The organism is Aminobacter sp. Piv2-1 (genome assembly GCF_037625995.1).
In the GTDB taxonomy this organism is placed as follows: Bacteria; Pseudomonadota; Alphaproteobacteria; order Rhizobiales; family Rhizobiaceae; genus Aminobacter.
Genome location: NZ_JARKMU010000018.1, coordinates 30,706 through 50,201, shown reverse-complemented (window position 1 = coordinate 50,201; position 19,496 = coordinate 30,706). Strand labels below are relative to the sequence as shown.

General features: G+C 67.0%; 16 protein-coding genes. 2 read left to right on the top strand and 14 right to left on the bottom strand.

Translation table 11 applies throughout. The features are described from left to right. Window positions 1–66: 66 nt before the first annotated feature. From AmiPiv_RS24170 to AmiPiv_RS24145, 6 genes are all read right to left on the bottom strand, one after another. Entirely contained in the window at window positions 67–480 is a 414-nt protein-coding gene (locus AmiPiv_RS24170) for a Fur family transcriptional regulator (RefSeq protein ID WP_340041654.1), read from the bottom strand. A gap of 192 nt (window positions 481–672) precedes the next feature. Beyond that, the gene (mgrA, locus tag AmiPiv_RS24165) at window positions 673–1,725 is read right to left on the bottom strand and encodes an L-glyceraldehyde 3-phosphate reductase (protein WP_340041652.1); all 1,053 of its coding nucleotides are present in this window, start codon (window positions 1,723–1,725) and stop codon (window positions 673–675) included. Window positions 1,726–2,107: 382 nt separating this feature from the next. After that, complete coding sequence (locus AmiPiv_RS24160; RefSeq protein WP_340041649.1) at window positions 2,108–3,244, bottom strand: Gfo/Idh/MocA family protein; 1,137 nt, start codon at window positions 3,242–3,244, stop codon at window positions 2,108–2,110. Between the two features lie 12 nt (window positions 3,245–3,256). Continuing rightward, complete coding sequence (locus tag AmiPiv_RS24155; RefSeq protein WP_340041648.1) at window positions 3,257–4,003, bottom strand: sugar phosphate isomerase/epimerase family protein; 747 nt, start codon at window positions 4,001–4,003, stop codon at window positions 3,257–3,259. 22 nt (window positions 4,004–4,025) lie between these two features. Beyond that, on the bottom strand, window positions 4,026–5,444 hold the full coding sequence (gndA, locus tag AmiPiv_RS24150) for an NADP-dependent phosphogluconate dehydrogenase (RefSeq protein WP_340041647.1): 1,419 nt from the start codon (window positions 5,442–5,444) through the stop codon (window positions 4,026–4,028). Window positions 5,445–5,573: 129 nt separating this feature from the next. Continuing rightward, window positions 5,574–6,011 (bottom strand): Fur family transcriptional regulator, encoded by a 438-nt coding sequence (locus AmiPiv_RS24145; protein WP_340041646.1) that lies wholly within the window; start codon window positions 6,009–6,011, stop codon window positions 5,574–5,576. Between the two features lie 244 nt (window positions 6,012–6,255). Here AmiPiv_RS24145 and AmiPiv_RS24140 point away from each other — a divergent pair, with 244 nt between their 5' ends. After that, on the top strand, window positions 6,256–7,014 hold the full coding sequence (locus tag AmiPiv_RS24140; protein WP_340041644.1) for a glycosyltransferase domain-containing protein: 759 nt from the start codon (window positions 6,256–6,258) through the stop codon (window positions 7,012–7,014). 1,314 nt (window positions 7,015–8,328) lie between these two features. On the opposite strand, the gene AmiPiv_RS24135 is transcribed toward AmiPiv_RS24140, so the two are convergent. The 5 genes from AmiPiv_RS24135 to AmiPiv_RS24115 form a co-directional block, all read right to left on the bottom strand. After that, entirely contained in the window at window positions 8,329–9,438 is a 1,110-nt protein-coding gene (locus AmiPiv_RS24135) for an ABC transporter ATP-binding protein (protein ID WP_340041642.1), read from the bottom strand. Window positions 9,439–9,569: 131 nt separating this feature from the next. Next, a complete protein-coding gene (bglA, locus tag AmiPiv_RS24130; RefSeq protein ID WP_340041639.1) occupies window positions 9,570–11,234 on the bottom strand; it encodes a beta-galactosidase BglA in 1,665 nt (554 codons plus the stop codon). 5 nt (window positions 11,235–11,239) lie between these two features. After that, a complete protein-coding gene (locus AmiPiv_RS24125; protein WP_340041637.1) occupies window positions 11,240–12,394 on the bottom strand; it encodes a carbohydrate ABC transporter permease in 1,155 nt (384 codons plus the stop codon). Between the two features lies 1 nt (window position 12,395). Further along, window positions 12,396–13,412 (bottom strand): carbohydrate ABC transporter permease, encoded by a 1,017-nt coding sequence (locus tag AmiPiv_RS24120; protein ID WP_340041636.1) that lies wholly within the window; start codon window positions 13,410–13,412, stop codon window positions 12,396–12,398. A 218-nt stretch (window positions 13,413–13,630) separates the two neighbouring features. Beyond that, complete coding sequence (locus tag AmiPiv_RS24115) at window positions 13,631–14,986, bottom strand: ABC transporter substrate-binding protein (protein WP_340041634.1); 1,356 nt, start codon at window positions 14,984–14,986, stop codon at window positions 13,631–13,633. A gap of 353 nt (window positions 14,987–15,339) precedes the next feature. Between AmiPiv_RS24115 and AmiPiv_RS24110 the strand changes: the two genes are divergently transcribed. Beyond that, entirely contained in the window at window positions 15,340–16,359 is a 1,020-nt protein-coding gene (locus tag AmiPiv_RS24110) for a substrate-binding domain-containing protein (protein WP_340041632.1), read from the top strand. A 377-nt stretch (window positions 16,360–16,736) separates the two neighbouring features. Here AmiPiv_RS24110 and AmiPiv_RS24105 read toward each other — a convergent pair whose 3' ends face one another. Genes AmiPiv_RS24105 through AmiPiv_RS24095 form a run of 3 tightly spaced genes read right to left on the bottom strand, consistent with a single transcriptional unit; the run spans window position 16,737 to window position 19,479 of the window. After that, the gene (locus AmiPiv_RS24105; RefSeq protein WP_340041631.1) at window positions 16,737–18,251 is read right to left on the bottom strand and encodes a S8 family serine peptidase; all 1,515 of its coding nucleotides are present in this window, start codon (window positions 18,249–18,251) and stop codon (window positions 16,737–16,739) included. Further along, the gene (locus tag AmiPiv_RS24100) at window positions 18,248–18,910 is read right to left on the bottom strand and encodes an anti-sigma factor (RefSeq protein WP_340041630.1); all 663 of its coding nucleotides are present in this window, start codon (window positions 18,908–18,910) and stop codon (window positions 18,248–18,250) included. The genes AmiPiv_RS24105 and AmiPiv_RS24100 overlap by 4 nt, the downstream gene beginning before the upstream one ends. Further along, complete coding sequence (locus AmiPiv_RS24095; protein WP_340041628.1) at window positions 18,907–19,479, bottom strand: sigma-70 family RNA polymerase sigma factor; 573 nt, start codon at window positions 19,477–19,479, stop codon at window positions 18,907–18,909. Before AmiPiv_RS24095 ends, AmiPiv_RS24100 begins: the two co-directional genes overlap by 4 nt. Between the last annotated feature and the right edge of the window lie 17 nt (window positions 19,480–19,496).

The window sequence follows — 19,496 nt, the reverse complement described above, 5'->3', positions numbered from 1 at the left end:
TTCGCGATAGCTTGCTATAGTCGATGCCCCATATCGACGCATCAATTAAACGCAGTGTTTAATTGATCAGGCGGCGAGTGCTGCGCATTTGGCGCAGATGCCGCGGAACTCGATCACCGCCTTCTTGGCGACGAAGCCGGTCGAGCCGACCCAATCGTCGAGGCGCTTGCCGATCAGCTCGTCAGAGATCTCGGTGACCTGGCCGCAGGTGTCGCAGATGGCGAACGCCGTCATGCTGTGGTCGTGATGGGCGTGGTCGTGCGGCTCCGAGCAGGCGACGAAGGCGTTGAGGCTTTCGAGGCGGTGGACGAAGCCGTCCTTCACCAGCACTTCGAGGGCGCGATAGACCTGCAGCGGCGCGCGGAAGCCCTCGTCGCGCAACTGGTCGAGCAGCATGTAGGCGCTGAGCGGGCCGCTCGCGGCCTCGAGCTTTTCCAGGACCTTCTGCTGGTTCTTCGTCAGCGTAACGCGCGCCGCCATTCCTGCGCCTAACCTTTCCTCGCGGGAAGCCCAGCCTCCCGCGCTATCGCACCGCCCCAAATGTGGCGATTGGCTCGAGGTTTTGCTAGCGCGTCCGGCAAGCAAAGACAATCTCGGAGCCCGGCCGGCTCCCGATCCACAGCCTGCAGGCGACGCCGCTCGCCGCCTGCAATCGTCAGGACGACGGCCGGCCTATTTCTTCTGCCGCGCCGGGCCTTCGCGCTCGGACGAACGGGCCCAGAGGTTGATGTCGGCCTCGCGGGCATAGCCGTCGATCTCGGCGAGCTCGGCCTCGCTGAAGGCGAGGTTCTTCAGCGCGCCGACGCAATCCTCGACCTGCTCGGGACGGCTGGCGCCGATCAGCGCCGAGGTGACCCGCCCGCCGCGCAGCACCCAGGCCAGCGCCATCTGCGCCAGGGTCTGGCCGCGCCGCTCGGCAATGGCGTTCAGCGCACGGATGTTGGCGAGGTTCCTGTCATTGAGGAAGGCCGGGCGCAGCGACTTGCCCTGCGCTGCACGGCTGCCTTCCGGCACGCCTTGCAGATACTTGCCGGTGAGCATGCCCTGCGCCAGCGGCGAGAACACGATCGAGCCGATGCCGAGACCGTCGAGCGCGTCGAGCAGGCCGTCGTCCTCGACCCAGCGGTTGATCATCGAATAGCTTGGCTGGTGGATCAGGCAGGGCGTGCCGAGCTGGCGCAATATGTCGGCCGCCTCGCGGGTGCGCTGGGCGTTGTAGGACGAGATGCCGGCATAGAGCGCCTTGCCCGAGCGCACGGCATGGTCGAGCGCGCCCATCGTCTCTTTGAGCGGAGTGTCCGGGTCGAAGCGGTGCGAGTAGAAGATGTCGACATAGTCGAGACCCATGCGCTTCAGGCTCTGGTCGAGGCTCGCCAGCACATATTTGCGGCTGCCCCACTCGCCGTAGGGCCCGGGCCACATGTCGTAGCCGGCCTTGGTCGAGACGATCATCTCGTCGCGCAGACCGGCGAAGTCGGTGCGCAGTATCTCGCCGAAAGCGGTCTCGGCCGAACCGGGCGGCGGGCCGTAATTGTTGGCGAGGTCGAAATGGGTGATGCCGAGGTCGAAGGCCTTCCGGCAGATGGCGCGCTTGGTCGCGTGCGGCGTGTCCTCGCCGAAATTGTGCCACAGGCCGAGCGAGATCGCCGGCAGCTTCAGCCCCGACCTGCCGCAGCGGTTGTAGACCATGTTCTCGTAACGGTTCGGGGCGGGCACGTAAGACATATCAGGTCCTCGAATTGTTCGTCGCGCCGACGCGCTACCCTCCCCCTTGTGGAGAGGGTCGTGAGGCATGTCGGTGCGCGACATGCGAAACGGGGTGGGGTGCCCAGCAATGGCGCTTCGCATGCCTAGATACTTGGTTGCACTACCACCTGTCACTCCCCCACCTCGGCTCAGCCGACCAGCACGGGGGCTGAACGGACAGCAATATGCGAAGACACCCCCACCCCTGACCCCTCCCCACAAGGGGGAGGGGGGCTTTGTGGCACGGCCGTCATGCGCCAACCGCCGGCAATTTTTGGCGGCAAGGGCGGCGAGCAGGTCCCCTCCCCCTTGTGGGGAGGGGCTGGGGGTGGGGGTAATGGGGGGCACAACTTGCCAGCAGCTACTTGGTCAGCAACCCCTTCGCCGCCGCAGGCCCGAGCGGCGCGGGCTGCTCGCAGGTGGTCTGCATCTCGACGAATTTCTTCGTCTCGCCCGACTTCAGCATGCCGGTCATGACGTCGATGACGTGGTTCGCCAGCTCCAGCGAGCAGCGGTGCGGCCGACCCTGCATGATCGCCAGCGCCATGTCGGCGAGGCCGGCCGTGCGGTAATTGGCCATCATGCCTTCCGGATGATTCTCATTGGGCACGCCGAAGGGGTGATCCCACCTCGGCGGCGTCTTGGCCGGCTTGCCGCCCCTGGTGTAGCGAAGCTCGCCGCCGAAGAAGTTGGGGTCGGGCATGTGCAGCGAGCCTGCCTCGCCATAGAGCTCCATCGGCGCGTGGCCGTGGTCCCAGACATCCCAGCTGGCGTTGAAGGTGAAGACGGCCCCGCCTTCGAACTCCATCAGCGCCAGGATGGTCGTCGGCGTCGTCACCGGGATCTTTTCACCCGCGCGCGGCTTGGACGAGATCGTGCGCTCCTTGGCCGGGATCGACGACAGTGCGGCGACGCGGGCAACCGGGCCGACCAGCTGGACGAGGTTGGCGATGTAGTAGGGCCCGAGGTCGAGGATCGGCCCGCCGCCCGGCTGGAAGAAGAAGTCGGGGTTGGGGTGCCAGTGCTCCATGCCATGGCTCATCACATGGCAGGTGCCCGAGGTGATCTTGCCGAGCTTGCCCGTGTCGATCAGATGGCGCGCCAGCTGGTGCGAGCCGCCGAGAAAGGTGTCGGGCGCCGAGCCGATGCGCAGGCCCTTCCTGTCGGCCCGCTTCTTGAGGTCGAGCCCGTCCTCGATCGCCAGCACGAACGGCTTTTCCGAATAGACGTGCTTGCCCGCCTCGATCGCCCGCTTCGACACGTCGTAATGCACCATCGGCACCGTCAGGTTGACGACGATGTCGATGTCCTTGGCCGCGAGCAGGTCGTCGACCGTCTCGGCGCGCAGCTTGAACTCCTTCGCCCGCGCCTTGGCCGCATCCATGTTGATGTCGGCGCAGGCGCGCATCTCGATGCCCCTGAACGCGGGCGCGCGTTGAAAGTAGGTCTTCGAGATGTTGCCGCAGCCGATCACCCCGACACCGAGCTGGCTCGCCATTTCCCCTCCCCCTCAGAACCGCCGTGCCGCCTCGATCGACCGGCGCGCGAAGCGCTCGAAATCAGCCGGATTGTCGTGCTCCATGACGTAATGGCGTGCCGGCGTGCGGTTGCGCAGGGCGGTCAACAGCCCGGCCCAGTCGACGCTGCCGTGGCCGACATCGCACCAGCCATCCTCGCCGGGGGCCGTGCCGTGAGGGGCGATGTCCTTGACGTGGACGGCCAGGATGCGCGAGCCGAATTCGTCGATCCAGGGCAGCGGGTCGCAGCCGCCGCGGATCACCCAGGCGACGTCCATCTCGCAGCCGACGTCGGGAGCCGCCTCCAGCATCAGGCGCAGCGGCACGGAGCCGTCGGCAAGCGGCGCAAACTCGAAATCGTGGTTGTGCCAGGCGAAACCGAAGCCGGCGTCCTTTGCCTTTTTCCCGATAGCTGCGAGGCGCTTGCCGAGGGCGCGCCAGCCGTCGGCATCGGTCGGGCGCTCGGCCACCTCCAGCCAGGGACAGGCGATCAGCTGCATGCCGAGCGTCGTGGCGATCGAGACGGCCTTGGCGAAATCCTGCTCCAGAAGGTCGATGCCGAAATGGCCGCTCGGCATGGCGAGGCCGTTCTCATCGAGCAGGGCGCGGAACGCCGCCGGGTCGTCGTAGACCACGCCAAAACCCTCGACCTGACGATAGCCGAGGGAGGCGAGCGTCTTCAGCACGTCCTCCCAGGGCTGGAAGTTGCGGGCGCTGTAGAGTTGAAACGACCAGTCCATGCGCCCGCCGCTCCCGTGCTTCCTAGCCTTGATCGCCCCACGGGCCATGGTGGGCGCCGGGCGCGTCGATGCGCTCGAAGCCGTGCGCGCCGAAGAAGTCGCGTTGCGCCTGGATCAGATCCGAGGTGCCGCGGCCCTGTCGGTAGCCGTCGAAATAGGCGAGCGCCGACGACAGCGCCGGCACCGGCAGCCCCGCCTCGGCGGCGCGGGCAACGATGCGGCGGAGCGAGGGATGCGCCTTGCCCATCATGTCGACGAAGGCCGGCGCCATGAGCAGGTTGGTCGGCTGGTCGGCCTTGCCGAAGGCCTCGGCGATGGTGTCGAGGAACTGCGAGCGGATGATGCAGCCGGCGCGCCAGATCTTGGCGATGGTCGGCATCGGCAGGTTCCAGCCGAACTCCTTCGAGGCGCCGGCCATGACGGCGAAGCCCTGCGCATAGGCGGCTATCTTGCCGGCGAAGAGCGCGAGTTCCAGATCACCCAGAAGGTCGCCCTTGGCGCCCGAGAACCTGGCCGTGTTGGCGCCATAGGCCTTTTCCGCCGCCAGCCGCTCGCCCTTCATCGACGACAGCACGCGTGCCGCCACCGCCGCCTCGATCGCGGTCGCCGGAATGCCGAGCTGCTGGGCCTCGATCACCGACCACTTGCCGGTGCCTTTCTGGCCGGCGCGGTCGAGGATGATGTCGACCACGGGACGGCCGGTCTTCGGATCGTCGGCGGCAAGCACGCTGGCGGTGATCTCGATCAGGTAGGATTCGAGCCGGCCCTTGTTCCATCCCGCGAAGATCGGCGCGATCTCCCTGGGCGCCATGCCGAGGCCGTCGCGCAGCACGCCGTAGATCTCGGCGATCATCTGCATGTCGGCATATTCGATGCCGTTGTGGACGGTCTTGACGAAGTGGCCGGCGCCGTCCGGCCCGAGCCAGGCGGCGCAGGGCTCGCCCTTGTACTTGGCCGAGATCGCGGTGAGCACGCCCTCGACGCGCTTCCACGAGTCCTGTGTGCCGCCGACCATGATCGAGGGACCGTGGCGCGCGCCCTCCTCGCCGCCCGACACGCCCATGCCGATGAAGGTGAGGCCGGTGCCTTCGAGCTCGCCGAAGCGGCGGCGGGTGTCGCGGAAATTGGCGTTACCGGCATCGATGATGATGTCGTTGGCCGAAAGCACGCCACGCAGGGCGGCGATCTGCTCGTCGACCGGACTGCCGGCGACCACCATGATGATGACCGGCCGCGGCGGCCGGATCGCCCCGGCCAGCTCGGCGATGGAGGCGCAGGGCACGATCATGTCGCGCAGCGCGCCGGCATTTTCGATGAAGGCCTGGGTGCGCGCCGGCGTGCGGTTGTAGACGGCGATGCGGTGGCCTTTTTCGGCGATGTTCAGCGCCAGGTTCGAGCCCATCGTGCCCAGCCCGATCAATCCGATTTCGGCCTTTTCCATGGTCTCTCTTCCTGCCTTCGATGTTGCGAATGGATCGGCGCGGATGATTGACCGGCTTGCCGGCGGAGGTCAACTCGCGAGGCCACGCGCGGTTGCCGGACCTCGATCAACTCGCCGTGCGTTCCACTTCTAGCGGCGCCGGCGTCCGTAGAGTTCGAGCCGGTGATGGACGATGTCGTAGCCGAGCTGGCGGGCGATCTCCTGCTGCAGCTGCTCGATGCGGTCGGAGCGGAACTCGATGACGTCGCCGGTGTCGATGTCGATGAGGTGGTCGTGATGGTCGCCGCCCGCCTGCTCGAATCGCGACGGCCCACCCTCGAAGGCGTGGCGGTAGATCGCGCCCATCGCCTCGAGCAGCTTCATGGTGCGATAGACGGTCGACAGGGAGATGCTCTTGTCGACCTGCTCGGCGCGGCGGAAGATTTCGAGCGCGTCGGGATGGTCCTCGGTCTCGCGCAGGATCGTCAGGATCACCTTGCGCGGACGGGTGACCCGGATACCGGCCTTTCGCAGCGCTTTCTCGTAGTCGGGCTTGGTCGGAACGGGGGCAGGGGCATGCTTCTTCATGGCGCGACTATGTGCCAGATGACACCCAGTTGCAAAAGATTATCCGTCCATTCATCCCCAGCGCAGAGAGGCGCCGCTCGCCGCCCTCGTTTCGCTTGCACAACCGATGCGCCCGCGCCATGCTTCGAGCCGGGGAAGGCCATACGTCGTGTCGACGTTGGACGGGGGAACAAGTTTGCTGCGGTTCTTGAGCTGGTTGCCGGGCATCCGGCAAGCGCGACCTCACCGGGTCGTCTATACGTGCATGTTCGGTCATTCGGAGCAGTTCGCCGACCGCCATTTCCGGGCGGACCGCACGACCGACTTCATCTGCTTCACGGACGACCGCTCGCTCAAGTCCAGGCGGTGGCAATTCAGATATGTCGATTCCGCCGAGCTCGGTCCCGTCCGCACCTCGAAGATGATCAAGCATCTGCCCCACCGCTTCCTGGGCGAGTATGCGTCGAGCCTCTACATGGACAACACCGTCAAGCCCAAGGTCCCGTCCAGGCGCTTCTTCGCGCTCCTGGACGCGAGCCCGGCACCAATGCTGTGCTTCCGCCATCCGGAGCGAAACTGCATCTACGACGAGGCCGCCGTCCTGCTCGACCTGCGCTACGACGACCCGGACGTCATCAATGCCCAGATGGACCAGTACCGCTCGCACGGACACCCGATCGGAGCCGGCCTTATTACCGGCACGGTGATCCTGCGGCGGCACAACGATCCTTCGGTGATCGCCACGATGGAGGACTGGGCCGCCGAGGTCGGCAAGTGGTCCTATCGCGACCAGTTGTCCTTCAATTTCGTCGCCCGCCGGCGCGGTTTCCAGCCGGGCTACCTGCCGGGCACGCCCTATCGCAACAAGCTGCTGAAATGGCCGCGGGTCAAGGGCCACCGGCTGCCGCGCGGGTTTCGCGACGAGGACTACCTGCGGCTCAACCCGGATGTCGCCGCCTCGGGGATTAACCCGCGCAAGCACTACATCACCCAAGGCGCCGCCGAGGGCCGTGCCTGGAGATAGGATTGTCGGCGCGTTGCCTCGGGCGACCCCACCCCGATCCGCCGCGCGGATCGACCCTCCCCTCGAGGGGGAGGGAAAGTCACGCACGCCTCACCCTACGTTGCCCCCCTCTGGCCTGCCGGCGTTCGTCGTTCGAAAAGCCAAGCAATTGGCTTTTCGTCGCCTTCGGCGACCACTCCTCACCCCCCCCACAGGTGGGGAGATTAGCAGCGTCACCCGTCTGGCTCGTCTTGCAAGGTAGAAGGTTGGCGAAGGTCGTGATGACGGCTGATCTCCCCACCTGTGGGGGAGATGGCCGGCCCTTCGATTGACTCAGGACCAGAGGGGGGCGCGAAGGAATGCAGCTTGCCAACATTTCGCACGTCTCCGTTGCCACGCCCCGTTTCCGGTCTGGCCATTGTGGTGAAAAGTTCGGGAAGCGGGGCGCGCGGCCGAGCCTTCCGATAGTTTTGTACGTGGCGCGAACCGCGCGCCCCGCCCGGTGTCTGTCCCTCGGTCGGCCGGTCACAGGTCCGTCCCACGGTCTTTTCGTGGCCTGAACCCGCGGCTTCTCCGCACCGTTCGGCACCCGCCATTTGCGGCGCGTGCCGGACGACGCCGGCCTGTCGACGGGCCCTCGGAGCCACGGCTACCGCAGCCGTGGCGGGAGGTCACCGCCGCCCTTCCTGACACCCGGTGCGCACCAGGTCCCGACAAGGGCGATGGCACAAGAATACGGAAGGTTTGGGAGGGGGTGGAAAAACGGCAAGATTTCTCCACGCGGTCTGCTGACAGAGTTACTGACAAAACGAGGCGTGCGCGGAAGGCAGACCTTCTACGTCTTATTCCTTCCCACCCCCCTCTGTCCTACCGGACATCTCCCCCACAAGGGGGGAGATTGGCTGTCGCCACGGCCTTTGCCAATCGCCACCGTTGCAAAAGCCACTCTTAGCAGCCGGCAGAAACGGGCGAGACGCCGGAGCTGCCAATCTCCCCCCTTGTGGGGGAGATGGGCGGCAGCCCAGAGGGGGGTGGGAAGGAATGAGGCGGTCCTCAAGCGCGACCAGATGAAGGGCTGGCCGCGCGAAAAATCGCTTGCCCGTGGAAAATGCCTCCACGTGCGAAGGGTCACGGCATAGATCCCAGGGTCTCCGCGACGGCGCCAATGCGCCTGCTCCGCCCTGGGATGACGAACGCAAGAGGCAGCGCCTCATCCCTTGCCCCCTCTGTCCTGAGCCTGTCGAAGGGCCGGACATCTCCCAGGGGGGGATTGGCTGTCGCCACGGCCTTCGCCAACCCAAGGCCATTGCGCCGCCGTCGTCGCGGGAAAAAAACCTACGCCGCGACCGCGGTGCGGCGGCGGTCGTAGGAACGGCCGTCGGCGTCGAAGATGTGCAGGTCGTCGGGGCTGGCGGCAAGCCGGATGACCGTGCCGCGCTTGATCTCGACATTGCCCGGCAGCTTGGCGGTCAGCGGCTGGTCGCCGCGGCCGATGTCGACATAGACGAGCTGGACCTCGCCGAGCTGCTCGACGTAGTCGATCATGCCCTCGAACAGGAAGTCGTCGCCGGTGGCGACATAGAGATCCTCGGGGCGGACGCCGAAGCTGACGGCCTTGCCCTGGGCCTCGGCGGGGGTGGCGATCGGCACTGGCGTCTTGCGGCCGGCGACGTGGGAAACCAGACTGGTCTCGCCGGCGCGATCGATGGTGGCCGGCAGGATGTTCATGGCCGGCGAGCCGATGAACTGGGCGACGAACAGGTTGCCCGGATGCTTGTAGAGCTCCATCGGCGTGCCGACCTGCTCAATGCGGCCATCCTTGAGCACGACGATGCGGTCGGCCAGCGTCATCGCCTCGACCTGGTCGTGGGTGACGTAGATCATCGTCGTCTGAGGCATCGATTCCTTGAGCTTGGCGATCTCGATGCGGGTGGCGACGCGAAGCGCCGCGTCGAGGTTGGAAAGCGGCTCGTCGAACAGGAAGACCTTGGGATTGCGCACGATGGCGCGGCCGATGGCGACGCGCTGGCGCTGGCCGCCCGACATCGCCTTGGGCAGGCGGTCGAGAAATTTGGTCAGCTGCAGGATCTCGGCCGCGGCACGCACCCGCTTGTCGATCTCGGCCTTGCTTTCCTTGGCGATCTTCATGCCGAAGGCCATGTTGTCGTAGACCGTCATGTGCGGATAGAGCGCGTAGGACTGGAAGACCATGGCGATGCCGCGCTTGGACGGCGGCACGTCGTTGACCCGCTCGCCGGCGATGTGGAGTTCGCCCGAGGTGATCTCCTCGAGGCCGGCGATGGAGCGCAGCAAGGTCGACTTGCCGCAGCCCGAGGGGCCGACGAAGACGATGAACTCGCCCGACTTGATGTCGAGGTCGATGCCATGAAGGATGTTCAGGTTGCCGTAGGACTTCTTGACGTCCCTAAGCGTTAGATCGGCCATGGTTTCCTCCCAGAAGCTTGTCTTTCCTGGAGCGCCGCGCGTCCACGTGTACGCGCAAAGGACGCTCCGGCAATTTTTAGTCTCCGCATCGTGCTTTCCGAAAATCGATTCCGATTTTCGGGCCGATGCGGTCAGGCGAAGCGCCCGAACCAGGCGCCGTAGCCGCCGAGCCGGACCGCGCCGGCATGCGTCTTGCCGTCGAGCCCATGCCCCGGCAGCGCCTGCAGGCCGCGGCCGCCGAGATCGACGGTCGCTGGCGCGCTGCCGAGGTTGAAGACGCAGACGATCTCCTCGTTGCCCTCGCGGCGGCTGAAGGCGATGGCATCGCCCTCGACGTCGAGGAAGCGGATATCGCCCTTGGCGAGCGCGGGGTGCGAACGCCGGAAGGCGAGGAAGCGGCGATAGTGCTCGAGCAGCGAGGCGGGATCGCCGGCCTGCGTGTCGACGGCCCTGGCGACATGCTCGGCCGGCACCGGCAGCCAGGGCCTGGCCTGCGAGAAGCCGCCATTTTTGGCGTCCTTGCTCCACACCATCGGCGTGCGGCAGCCGTCGCGGCCCTTGAATTCGGGCCAGAAGCGGATGCCATAGGGGTCCTGCAGGTCCTCGAAGGCGAGGTTGGCCTCGGTCAGGCCGAGCTCCTCGCCCTGGTAGATGCAGACCGAGCCGCGCAGCGACATCAGCAGCGCCGAGACGACCTTGAGATAGGCGGTGCGGTCGGCCTCGCCCATGCCCCAGCGCGAGGCGTGGCGGACGACGTCGTGGTTGGAGAAGGCCCAGCACGACCAGCCGTCGCTGGCGACGCGGCCGAAATCCTCGAGCACCGCGCGGACCTTGGCGGCGCTGATCTTCTCGGGCGCGAGGAAATCGAAGGCGTAGCACATCTGCACCTTGTCGCCGCCGCCGGTGTAGGAGGCGACGACCTCGAGCCCGCGCTGGGAATCGCCGACCTCGCCGACGGCTGCCGCCGCCGGGTATTCGTCGAGCACGGCGCGGAAGCGGGCGAGGAAGTCGAGGTTTTCCGGCCGGCTCTTGTCGTAGATGTGGTCCTGGAAATTGTAAGGGTTCACGGCGGGTGCCGTCTGGTCGTTGCGCTGGTCCGGCGGCAGCGGCGGATTGTCCTCCAGCCCGGCCGAGTGGAAGTAGAAGTTGATGGTGTCGAGGCGGAAGCCGTCGACGCCGCGGTCGAGCCAGAAGCGGGTGACGTCGAGCAGCGCGTCCTGGACGTCGCGGTTGTGGAAGTTGAGGTCCGGCTGCTCGGCGAGGAAGTTGTGCAAGTAATACTGCATCCGCCTGGTGTCCCACTGCCAGGCCGAGCCGCCGAAGATCGACAGCCAGTTGTTGGGCGGGCTGCCGTCGGGCCTGGCGTCGGCCCAGACGTACCAGCCGGCCTTGGCGTTGTCGCGGCTCGAGCGGCTTTCCTTGAACCAGGGGTGCAGGTCGGAGGTATGCGAGATGACGCCGTCGATCATCACCTTGAGGCCGAGACGGTGGGCCTCGGCGATCATGGCGTCGAAGTCGGCGAGGGTGCCGAACATCGGGTCGATGTCGAGATAGTCCGAGACGTCGTAGCCGAAATCCTTCATCGGCGACTTGAAGAAGGGCGAAATCCAGATGGCGTCGGCGCCAAGCTCCGCGATGTGCGGAAGCCGGGAGATGATGCCCTCGAGGTCGCCGATGCCGTCGCCGTTCGAGTCCTGGAAGCTGCGGGGGTAGATCTGGTAGATCACCGCCCCCCGCCACCAGTCGCGATCCACTGCGGGAACGGGATTTTCGATTTTGCGCACGGCGGACTGCATTGGAGCTAGCCTCCCTTGACCGAGCCCGCGAGCAGGCCGCGGACGAAATAACGTTGGAGCGAGAAGAACACGACCAGCGGCACGATGATGGTGACGAAGGCCGAGGTGGTGAGGATTTCCCAGTCACCGCCGCGCGAGCCGAGCAGGTTGTTGAGCTTGGCGGTGAGCACGATCTGGTCGGCGTCGGCGCGCAGGAACACCATCGCCACCAGCAGGTCGTTCCAGACCCATAGGAACTGGAAGATGGCGAAGGAGGCGAGCACCGGGAAGGACAGCGGCAGCACGATCTTGACGAAGATCTCGAAGTCGCTGGCGCCGTCGATGCGGGCCGATTCCATGATCTCGCGCGGCAGGCCGGCGATGTAGGCCCTGAGCAGGTAGATGGCGAAGGGCAGGCCGAAGCCGGTATGCGCCAGCCAGATGCCGAGATAGGTCTTGGCCGGCACGCCGAAGAACAGGCCGACGCCGTTGTAGAGCTTGAGCAGCGGGATCAGCGACATCTGCAGCGGCACGACGAGCAGGCCGATGATGACGGCAATCAACAGCGCGCGGCCGGGAAAGCGCATCCAGGCGAGCGCATAGGCGGCGAAGGCGGCGATCAGGATCGGGATGATGGTGGACGGGATCGTCACCGTCAGCGAATTGATGAAGGACCGGCCGATGCCTTCCGAGAACAGCACCGACTGGTAATTCTCGGTGGTGAAGCGCGGCGGCATCGACGCCGAGTAGTAGACGCGCTGGCCGCGGCTGCCCTCGAAGGCCTTGGGCGAGGACATGACGTAGGCGCCGTCGTCGGTGACCTGCAGGGTGACGCCCTCGCCGAGGTCGGCCGTTTCGCCGGCCGCGTATTGGGTCGGCTGCTGGGCGCGTGTGCCGAAGGCGGTCAGCGTGCGGGCATCGCCGGCGCCGAACAGATTGCCCATGATGAGGAACCTGCCGTCCTTCTCGACCTGCTTGTCGGCGGCGTCGGTGCGCCCCGCCTGGGTCTCGGACGAGGTCGACAGCGCCGTCCACCAGCCGGAGACGACGAGCTGGTCCTTGTCGCGCAGCGAGCTCACCAGGATGCCGAGCGTCGGGATGGTCCAGATCGCGACGAAGACGAACACCGCGATGTGGACGCCGAAGCGGCCGAGGAAGGACTTTCCGCTTGGACTGGACATGTCAGTGCCCTCCCCCGCCTTCGCGATTGGCCTGGCGGATGTTCCAGACCATGATCGGCACGACGGCCAGCATGATGATGACGGCGATGGCGGCGCCGCGGCCGAAGTCGCCGCCGCCGCGGAACATCCAGTCGAACATCAGATTGGCGAGCACCTGGCTGTTCCATTGGCCGTTGGTCATGGTGAGCACGATGTCGAAGACCTTGAGGACGAGGATGGTGATGGTGGTCCAGACAACCGCGATCGTGCCCCAGATCTGCGGCACCATGATCTTCCAGAAGATCTGGAACGGGTTGGCGCCGTCGATGACCGCGGCCTCGATGGTCTCCTCCGGGATGCCGCGCAGGGCCGACGACAGGATGACCATGGCGAAGCCGGTCTGGATCCAGATCAGGATGACCATCAGGAAGAAGTTGTTCCAGAAGGGCGTCGAGATCCACACCTGCGGCGTGCCGCCGAAATATTGCACGACGGCGTTGAGGATGCCGATCTGCGTCTGCCCCTCGGCGCGGTATTCGTAGACGAACTTCCAGATGACGCTGGCGCCGACGAACGAGATGGCGAGCGGCATGAACACCAGGCTCTTGGCGATGTTGCCCCACCAGATCTTGTCGGTGAGGACTGCGATGATCAGGCCGAGGAAGGTGCAGGCCGCCGGCACGACGATCAGCCAGAGCAGGTTGTTGAAGATCGAGTTGCGGAACTCGCGGTCGCCGAAGGCCCAGCTGTAGTTGGCGAGGCCGACCACGTTCTGGCCGGTGCGGTCCATGAAGGACAGCCGCAGCGTGTCGATCACCGGATAGATGAGGTAGACGGTGACGATGAGCAGCGCCGGGCCGACGAACAGCCACGGACGGATCATGCCCTGGCGGCGGAGATTGTCGACCGCTGCGGTGCCGGAGACGCCGCGCGAGGGGAAGACGACGTCGAGGAGCTTGTTGGCGCCCCAGAAATAGGCGACGCAGCCGCCGACGCCGACGATGACCGTGAAGATGGCCGAAAGTATCTGTGCCGTCATGGGATCAGTCCCTTTTCAACGGGCTGGTTCGAGCGTGGGATACCTCAGAGGACCGCCCCCTCATCCGGCCGCTGCGCGGCCACCTTCGCCCCGACGGGGAGAAGAGGAAGCGGCCCCTCGCCGGCACCCTCTCCCTATCGGCGAGAGGGTGCCCTTGAGCTTGCCGAAGGGGCGAAGCGGAGGGCGGGTGAACGGGCAAGCCCGCCGGCGCGCTGCCCTTACTTGATCGCGTCCCAGCTCTTCTGGATGTCGGCGGCGACGTCAGCCGGAGCCTTGCCGCCGACGAGATCGATCATGCCGGTCCAGAAGGCGCCGGCGCCGATCTTGCCGGGCATCAGGTCGGAGCCGTCGAAGCGGAAGGTCGAGGCGTTGACCAGGATCTCGCCCTGCTTCTTCAGCGCGTCGTTGGCATAGGCCTCCTTGTTGGCCGTCTTGAGCGGGGTGAGGAAGCCCGACTGCGCCATCCAGACCTCATGGGCGAGCGGCATCTTCAGGAAGTCGATGAAGGCGCGCGCGGCCTTGGAGTCCTTGGCGATGGTGAACAGCGTGCCGCCGCCGAGCACCGGATTGCCGAGCTCGGGCTTGGCGGCCATCGGCGGCAGGTAGAAGAAGTCGGCGTCCTGGCCGAGCTTGGTGCCTTCGGGGAAGAAGGACGAGATGAACGACGCCTGGCGGTGCAGGTAGCACTTGGGCGGAACGGCGAAGAGGCCCTTGGGGCTGTCGCGGAAGTCGGTTGCCGCAACGGCCGCCTTGCCGCCGTCGACATATTTGTCGTTGGTGGCGATCTTGGCGAAGATGTCGAGGGCGTTGACGACGGCCGGATCGTTGAACGGGATCTCGTTCTTGGTCCACTTGTCGTAGACGTCGGGTGCCTGGGTGCGCAGCATGATGTCCTCGACCCAGTCGGTCGCCGGCCAGCCGGTGGCGCCGCCCGAACCCAGGCCAATGCACCACGGCACGCCGCCATCGGCAACGATCTTGTCGGTCAGGGCCTGCAGGTCCTCCCAGGTCTTGGGAACCTCGTAGCCGGCCTCCTCGAAATTCTCCGGCACGTACCAGACCAGCGACTTCAGGTCGGCCTTGAAGGGGAAGCCGTAGAAGCCGGGCTTGCCGTCCTTGTCCTTGTAGGTGCCGAGATCGACCCAGGACTGGCCGGCGCCGTAGTTCTCCTTGACGAAATTGGCGGTGCCCTCGTCGAGCGGGGTGAGCAGGCCCTTGGAGGCGAGATCCTGGATCAGGCCGGGCTGGGGCAGGATGGCGATGTTGGGCGGGCTGCCGGCCTGCGTGTCGATGACGATCTGCTGCTCGTAGTTCTCGGACGAGGAGTATTTGATCTCGGCGCCCGTGGCCTCGCTGAAGTAGTCGAGCACCGAGCGCGCCAGCGCCTCGTCCTCGCCGCGCCACGGCCCGAAGATGGTCAGCGTCTCGCCCTTGAGATCGATCTTCTTGAGTTCGTCGAAATTGGCCCAGGTGAAGCGGGCGTCCTCGCCCGGCTTGAATTTCAGCTCCGCCGACGCGGGCGCCGTGAGGGCAAAGGCCGCCAGCGCCACCCCCAGCATCAGGGTCTTCTTCATGGTCTTCCTCCCAGTGAACAGAAAACTCCGGACGGAACCTCCATTCCGCCCGCCGACACCGCCCCGAACAATGCTCCAGTATCGCGCCGCCTGCAACTCGCTGACGTCAGGGCATTTCAAAGCGCTTTGGCTGCTTTCATCACGCCATCGAAATGATCAGGAGTCAAGAGCCGCGCGCAACTAATCGATTTAAATTCGATCGGCATGTGCGCTGCAGCACGGTTTTTCGGCATTGCAGCAGCAAATTTTGCTTCAAAGCGGCTTTCGACGCGCCTATCGTGACGGCATGCAGCCAGCGTTCGTCCGACGCAGCGAGCATCACGATTTAAAGCGCTTTGGAATTCGAGGCCACGGTGAACCTCAAACAGCTGTCGAAGATGCTCGAACTTTCACAGACGACGGTGAGCCGCGCCCTGAACGGCTATCCCGAGGTCAGCGAGGAGACGCGCCGGCGGGTGATGGACGCCGCCAAGCGCCATGGCTACCGGCCGAACCCGAGCGCACGGCGGCTGGCGACCGGCAAGGCCGGCATGATCGGCTACGTGCTGCCGACGGGCGCCGCCGTCGACATCGATCCGCATTTCGTCGAGTTCCTGTCAGGCCTGGGCGACTATGCGCGCGGCCACGAGCTCGACCTGGTGCTGAGCCCGGCCGACGCCGCCGAGGAGGAGACGACCTACCGGCGGGTGGTGGCGAACAAGCAGGTGGATGCGCTCTACATCTCCGCCCCGCGCCGCGCCGACAGGCGCATCGCGCTCGTCCACCAGCTCGGCATCCCCTTCATCGTGCACGGCCGCAGCGAGGGGCTCGACTTCGACTACCCCTTCATCGACATCGACAACGAGGGCGCCTTCCACGACGCCACCCGGCTCTTCGTCCAGCTCGGGCACAAGCGCGTCGGTCTGATCAACGGCGACGACACCCAGACCTTCGCCATCTTCCGCGAACGCGGGGTGAGCCGCGCGCTCGCCAGCAGCGGGCTCGCGCTCGAGCCGCGGCACGTCCGCTCGGCGGTGATGACCGAGGAGAACGGCTACCGCGCCGCGCGCAGCCTGCTCGAGGCCGCCGACGCGCCGACCGCGATCGTCTGCTCGAGCCTGCACATGTCGCTGGGGGTAGTGCGGGCGGTGCGCGACCTCAATCTTTCGATCCCCGGCGACGTGTCGCTGATCAGCCATGACGACGTCTTTCCGTGGTTGAAGCCGGAGAATTTTCCCGTGCCGCTGTCGACCACGCGCTCGTCCATCCGCTCGGCCGGCGCGCGCGTCGCCGAACGGCTGGCGGCGCGGATCTCGGGGCTCGAGGACGGGGCGCGCGGCGAGGTGTGGCCGGTGGATCTGGTGGTGCGCGGGTCGATCGCGGGGGCGCGGTAAGTCGTTTGGATTTGAAAGGGAAGTTGCCCCACCCCTGACCCCTCCCCACTGTTCAGACCGGGGACATCGCGAACAGGTGTTCAGACCGGGGAGGGGTTAGGGTGAATTTCGCCGGCTCATGAGTGGTGGGCGCAAGGAGGCACAGCGATCCTTCCCACCCCCCTCTGCCCTGCCGGGCATCTCCCCCACAAGGGGGGAGATTAGCTGCGGCACGGTCCTCGCCAATCGGCAACGTTGGAGCTTGGGCGCAGGAGCTGAGGCTGCCAATCTCCCCCCGTGTGAGGGAGATGCCCGTCAGGGCAGAGGGGGAGTACGAAGACATGCGGCCCGGCCAAATGCGCTTCGGCAGACAGCCGACGCAACGGGCATCTGCCCCTCTACTCCTTCGCCGCCTGCGCCGCCTTGGTGTTGATGAGCCCGAAGCCGAAGTCGGTGTCGCGGCCCTTGTCGCCGAGGTCGGTAGCGGTGGCGGCGAGCGCCTTCTCGACCCAGGCGGCCGAGCGTTCGGGCTCGCGGTGCAGGAGGTTGGCGATGGCGCCGCTGACGACGGCTGCGGCGAAGGACGTGCCGGTGACGAGGTCGGTGCCGCCGCCGACGGGCGCCAGCACGTCGACGCCGGGGGCGGAGACATAGACGTAGGGACCGCGGTTGGCCTGCTTCATCAGCCCGTCCCTGGCGTCGGTGGCGGTGACGGCGATGACGCCATCGTAGGCGGCCGGGTAGCCGTAGGGCGCGCCGGGGCCATTGTTGCCGGCGGCGGCGACCAGGATCAGGCCGCGGGCGCGCGCGGCGAGGCAGGCCTGTTCGAGCAACGCGTTCTTCGGCCCGACGAAGCTCATGTTGACGATGCGCACGTCCTGCTCGGCGGCCCAGTCCAGCGCGTTGAGGATGACCTCCATGTTGGACTTGCCGCCCTCGAAGGCGCGCGCATGGAAGACCTTCGAACCCGGCGCCATGCCCTTGAAGGTGCCCGTGCCGGCGATCAGCCCGGCGACCGAGGTGGCATGGTCGCGGGCGGTGACCTTGACGCCGGGCATGGCGTCGAAGCTTGCGGCGATCACGCCCTCGAGCGCCGGATGGGTGTCGTCGATCGCCGTGTCGATGACGGCGACACCGACGTTCTCGCCATTGGCCTCCGCCTCGTCGAGCGAGATGCGCTGGAAGGCAAAGCTAGGGGACGCCGCCGCCTGCTGCAGGTCGTAGATGTGGTTGGGCTCGCGCGAGGTGGTGCGGCCGTCGCCGGCGAGCTGGGCGAGCACGACGCCGACGGGGCGGCCGTCGGGAATGCCGAAGCGCACGAGGCTGGTGCCGAGCAGGGCCGACTGGCGCTGCGACCGGATCTCGAGGCCGAAATCGGCGGCGACCGCCTGCGCGACCGCCGGGCCGCCGTCGACCGTCGCCAGCACCTCGTCGGGCACGAACGCGCCGGAGACGGCGCGCGGCGGCGCGGCCAGCACGCTGGTCGCCAGGCTGCCGGGTGGGGTGCCGCCGGGCGATGCCTGCGGGGTGGCGGAGGCGACGGCCGGGGCGCCGCCGGCCGAGGGATCGGCCGGCGCGGCAGGGCCGCGCTGCGGATTGGGCGTGGGCAAAGGCACGGCGGACTGGCCGCCCGAGGGCACGCCGGGGAAATCGCCGGGATTCGGGAACAGGTCGACCAGCAGCTCGGGCAGGCTGACGGCGCCGGGCAAGCGGCCGCCCTCCGGCGCGGGGCCACCCGGCGTCGGCCGGGCGCCGGGCTTCAGGCAGTCGCCGCTGGTGGCGGCAGTGGCGCGGCTGAGGCAGTCGAGCTGCTCGGGCGTCAGGTTGGGGTCGTTGGTCTGGGCGCGAACGGGGGCGGCGGCGAGCAGGCTCGCCGCCAGCAGGAACCGCAGAAGCTGCGCGCCCGGGCTCATTCGGCCGGCTTCCTCCCGACCGTTACCGTATCGGCAAAGGGGGCGGCGGAAATCGCCGCCACGATGCGGTCGAAGTCGGCGGCCTTGTCGGCGGCGATCGCGACGCGGAAGACGCCGCTCGCCGTCGGCCCGCCGATGATCGAGGCGCCGTTGTCGCCGAGCAGGGCGGCGATGTCGGACATCTTCGCATCCGGCTTGAAGGTGACCAGCACGAAGGGCAACTTGGCTGCATCCTCGCCGGTGCCGGCGATCTCGACGTCGTTGCCCGTGCCCGGCCGCTGCATCGCGCCCTGCACCACCACGAAGGCGAGCAGGGCCGCGGCCGCCGCCCAGGCGACGCCGACCGGCAGGCCCATGAAGCCCTGCCAGGCACGCGACAGCAGCGACTGCGCGCGCGGTTCGCGCACCGGCCCGGCCTCGGCTTCGAGCAGCCTGGAGAAGCGGCTCAGCGCATCGGCCGGCGGGCGGATCGCCTCGTTGGCGGCGAGCGCCCCGGAAAACTCGGCCTCGGCGGCCTCGAGCGCCGCGGGCGCGGCCGGGTCGGTGGCGAGCCAGTCCTCGACGGTGGCGAGCTCGGCGCCTTCCAGCGTGCCGTTCAGGTAGAAGGGCAGCAGCGTCTCGATCTCGTCGCGGCGGGTCATCTTTTCGGCAGCGCTCATGGCCACCCCCTGTCGTATCCGGCGGCCTTCAAGGCCTCGCCCAGCTTCTTGCGGGCGTAGAACATCCGCGTCTTCACGGTGGCGACGGGGATGTCGAGGATGTCGCCGATCTCGGTCACCGATTTCCCATGATAATAGGCGAGGTCGACGACGGTGCGATGCTCCTCGGCGAGGGCATCGACCAAGCGGCGCAGCGCCGCCCCCTTGTCCTGTTTCATGGCGGCGACCTCGGGCGTGTCCGCGTCGTCGGGCACGGCCGCCGCATCGTCGTCGTCGAGCCAGTCCTCCTTGCGCTTGCGCAGCTGAGACAGCGCCTTGAAGCGCGCTATGCCGAGCAGCCAGGTCGACACCTCCGACCGGCCCTCGAATTGCGGCGCCTGGCGCCACAGCTCCAGAAACACCTCGTTTGCAACATCATCCGCCACGGCTTCGGACCCCGTCTGGCGCGCCACGAAACGGTAGACCCGTGCGTGGTGTCGCGTGAACAGGAGCCGCAAAGCGGCGCGGTCGCCGTTTGCGACCCGGCCGACGAGCTCGCGATCTGACAGTGGATCGGATGCGATGTTCATGGCCGAAGCAACCGCCG

What these genes read in the sequence shown, in the direction of transcription:
- AmiPiv_RS24170 (WP_340041654.1), bottom strand. Translation starts at nt 480, where the DNA reads ATGGCGGCGCGCGTTACGCTGACGAAGAACCAGCAGAAGGTCCTGGAA.
- AmiPiv_RS24145 (WP_340041646.1), bottom strand. Translation starts at nt 6,011, where the DNA reads ATGAAGAAGCATGCCCCTGCCCCCGTTCCGACCAAGCCCGACTACGAG.
- AmiPiv_RS24135 (WP_340041642.1), bottom strand. Translation starts at nt 9,438, where the DNA reads ATGGCCGATCTAACGCTTAGGGACGTCAAGAAGTCCTACGGCAACCTG.
- gndA (WP_340041647.1), bottom strand. Translation starts at nt 5,444, where the DNA reads ATGGAAAAGGCCGAAATCGGATTGATCGGGCTGGGCACGATGGGCTCG.
- AmiPiv_RS24125 (WP_340041637.1), bottom strand. Translation starts at nt 12,394, where the DNA reads ATGTCCAGTCCAAGCGGAAAGTCCTTCCTCGGCCGCTTCGGCGTCCAC.
- AmiPiv_RS24105 (WP_340041631.1), bottom strand. Translation starts at nt 18,251, where the DNA reads ATGAGCCCGGGCGCGCAGCTTCTGCGGTTCCTGCTGGCGGCGAGCCTG.
- bglA (WP_340041639.1), bottom strand. Translation starts at nt 11,234, where the DNA reads ATGCAGTCCGCCGTGCGCAAAATCGAAAATCCCGTTCCCGCAGTGGAT.
- AmiPiv_RS24160 (WP_340041649.1), bottom strand. Translation starts at nt 3,244, where the DNA reads ATGGCGAGCCAGCTCGGTGTCGGGGTGATCGGCTGCGGCAACATCTCG.
- AmiPiv_RS24100 (WP_340041630.1), bottom strand. Translation starts at nt 18,910, where the DNA reads ATGAGCGCTGCCGAAAAGATGACCCGCCGCGACGAGATCGAGACGCTG.
- mgrA (WP_340041652.1), bottom strand. Translation starts at nt 1,725, where the DNA reads ATGTCTTACGTGCCCGCCCCGAACCGTTACGAGAACATGGTCTACAAC.
- AmiPiv_RS24115 (WP_340041634.1), bottom strand. Translation starts at nt 14,986, where the DNA reads ATGAAGAAGACCCTGATGCTGGGGGTGGCGCTGGCGGCCTTTGCCCTC.
- AmiPiv_RS24095 (WP_340041628.1), bottom strand. Translation starts at nt 19,479, where the DNA reads ATGAACATCGCATCCGATCCACTGTCAGATCGCGAGCTCGTCGGCCGG.
- AmiPiv_RS24120 (WP_340041636.1), bottom strand. Translation starts at nt 13,412, where the DNA reads ATGACGGCACAGATACTTTCGGCCATCTTCACGGTCATCGTCGGCGTC.
- AmiPiv_RS24140 (WP_340041644.1), top strand. Translation starts at nt 6,256, where the DNA reads ATGTTCGGTCATTCGGAGCAGTTCGCCGACCGCCATTTCCGGGCGGAC.
- AmiPiv_RS24155 (WP_340041648.1), bottom strand. Translation starts at nt 4,003, where the DNA reads ATGGACTGGTCGTTTCAACTCTACAGCGCCCGCAACTTCCAGCCCTGG.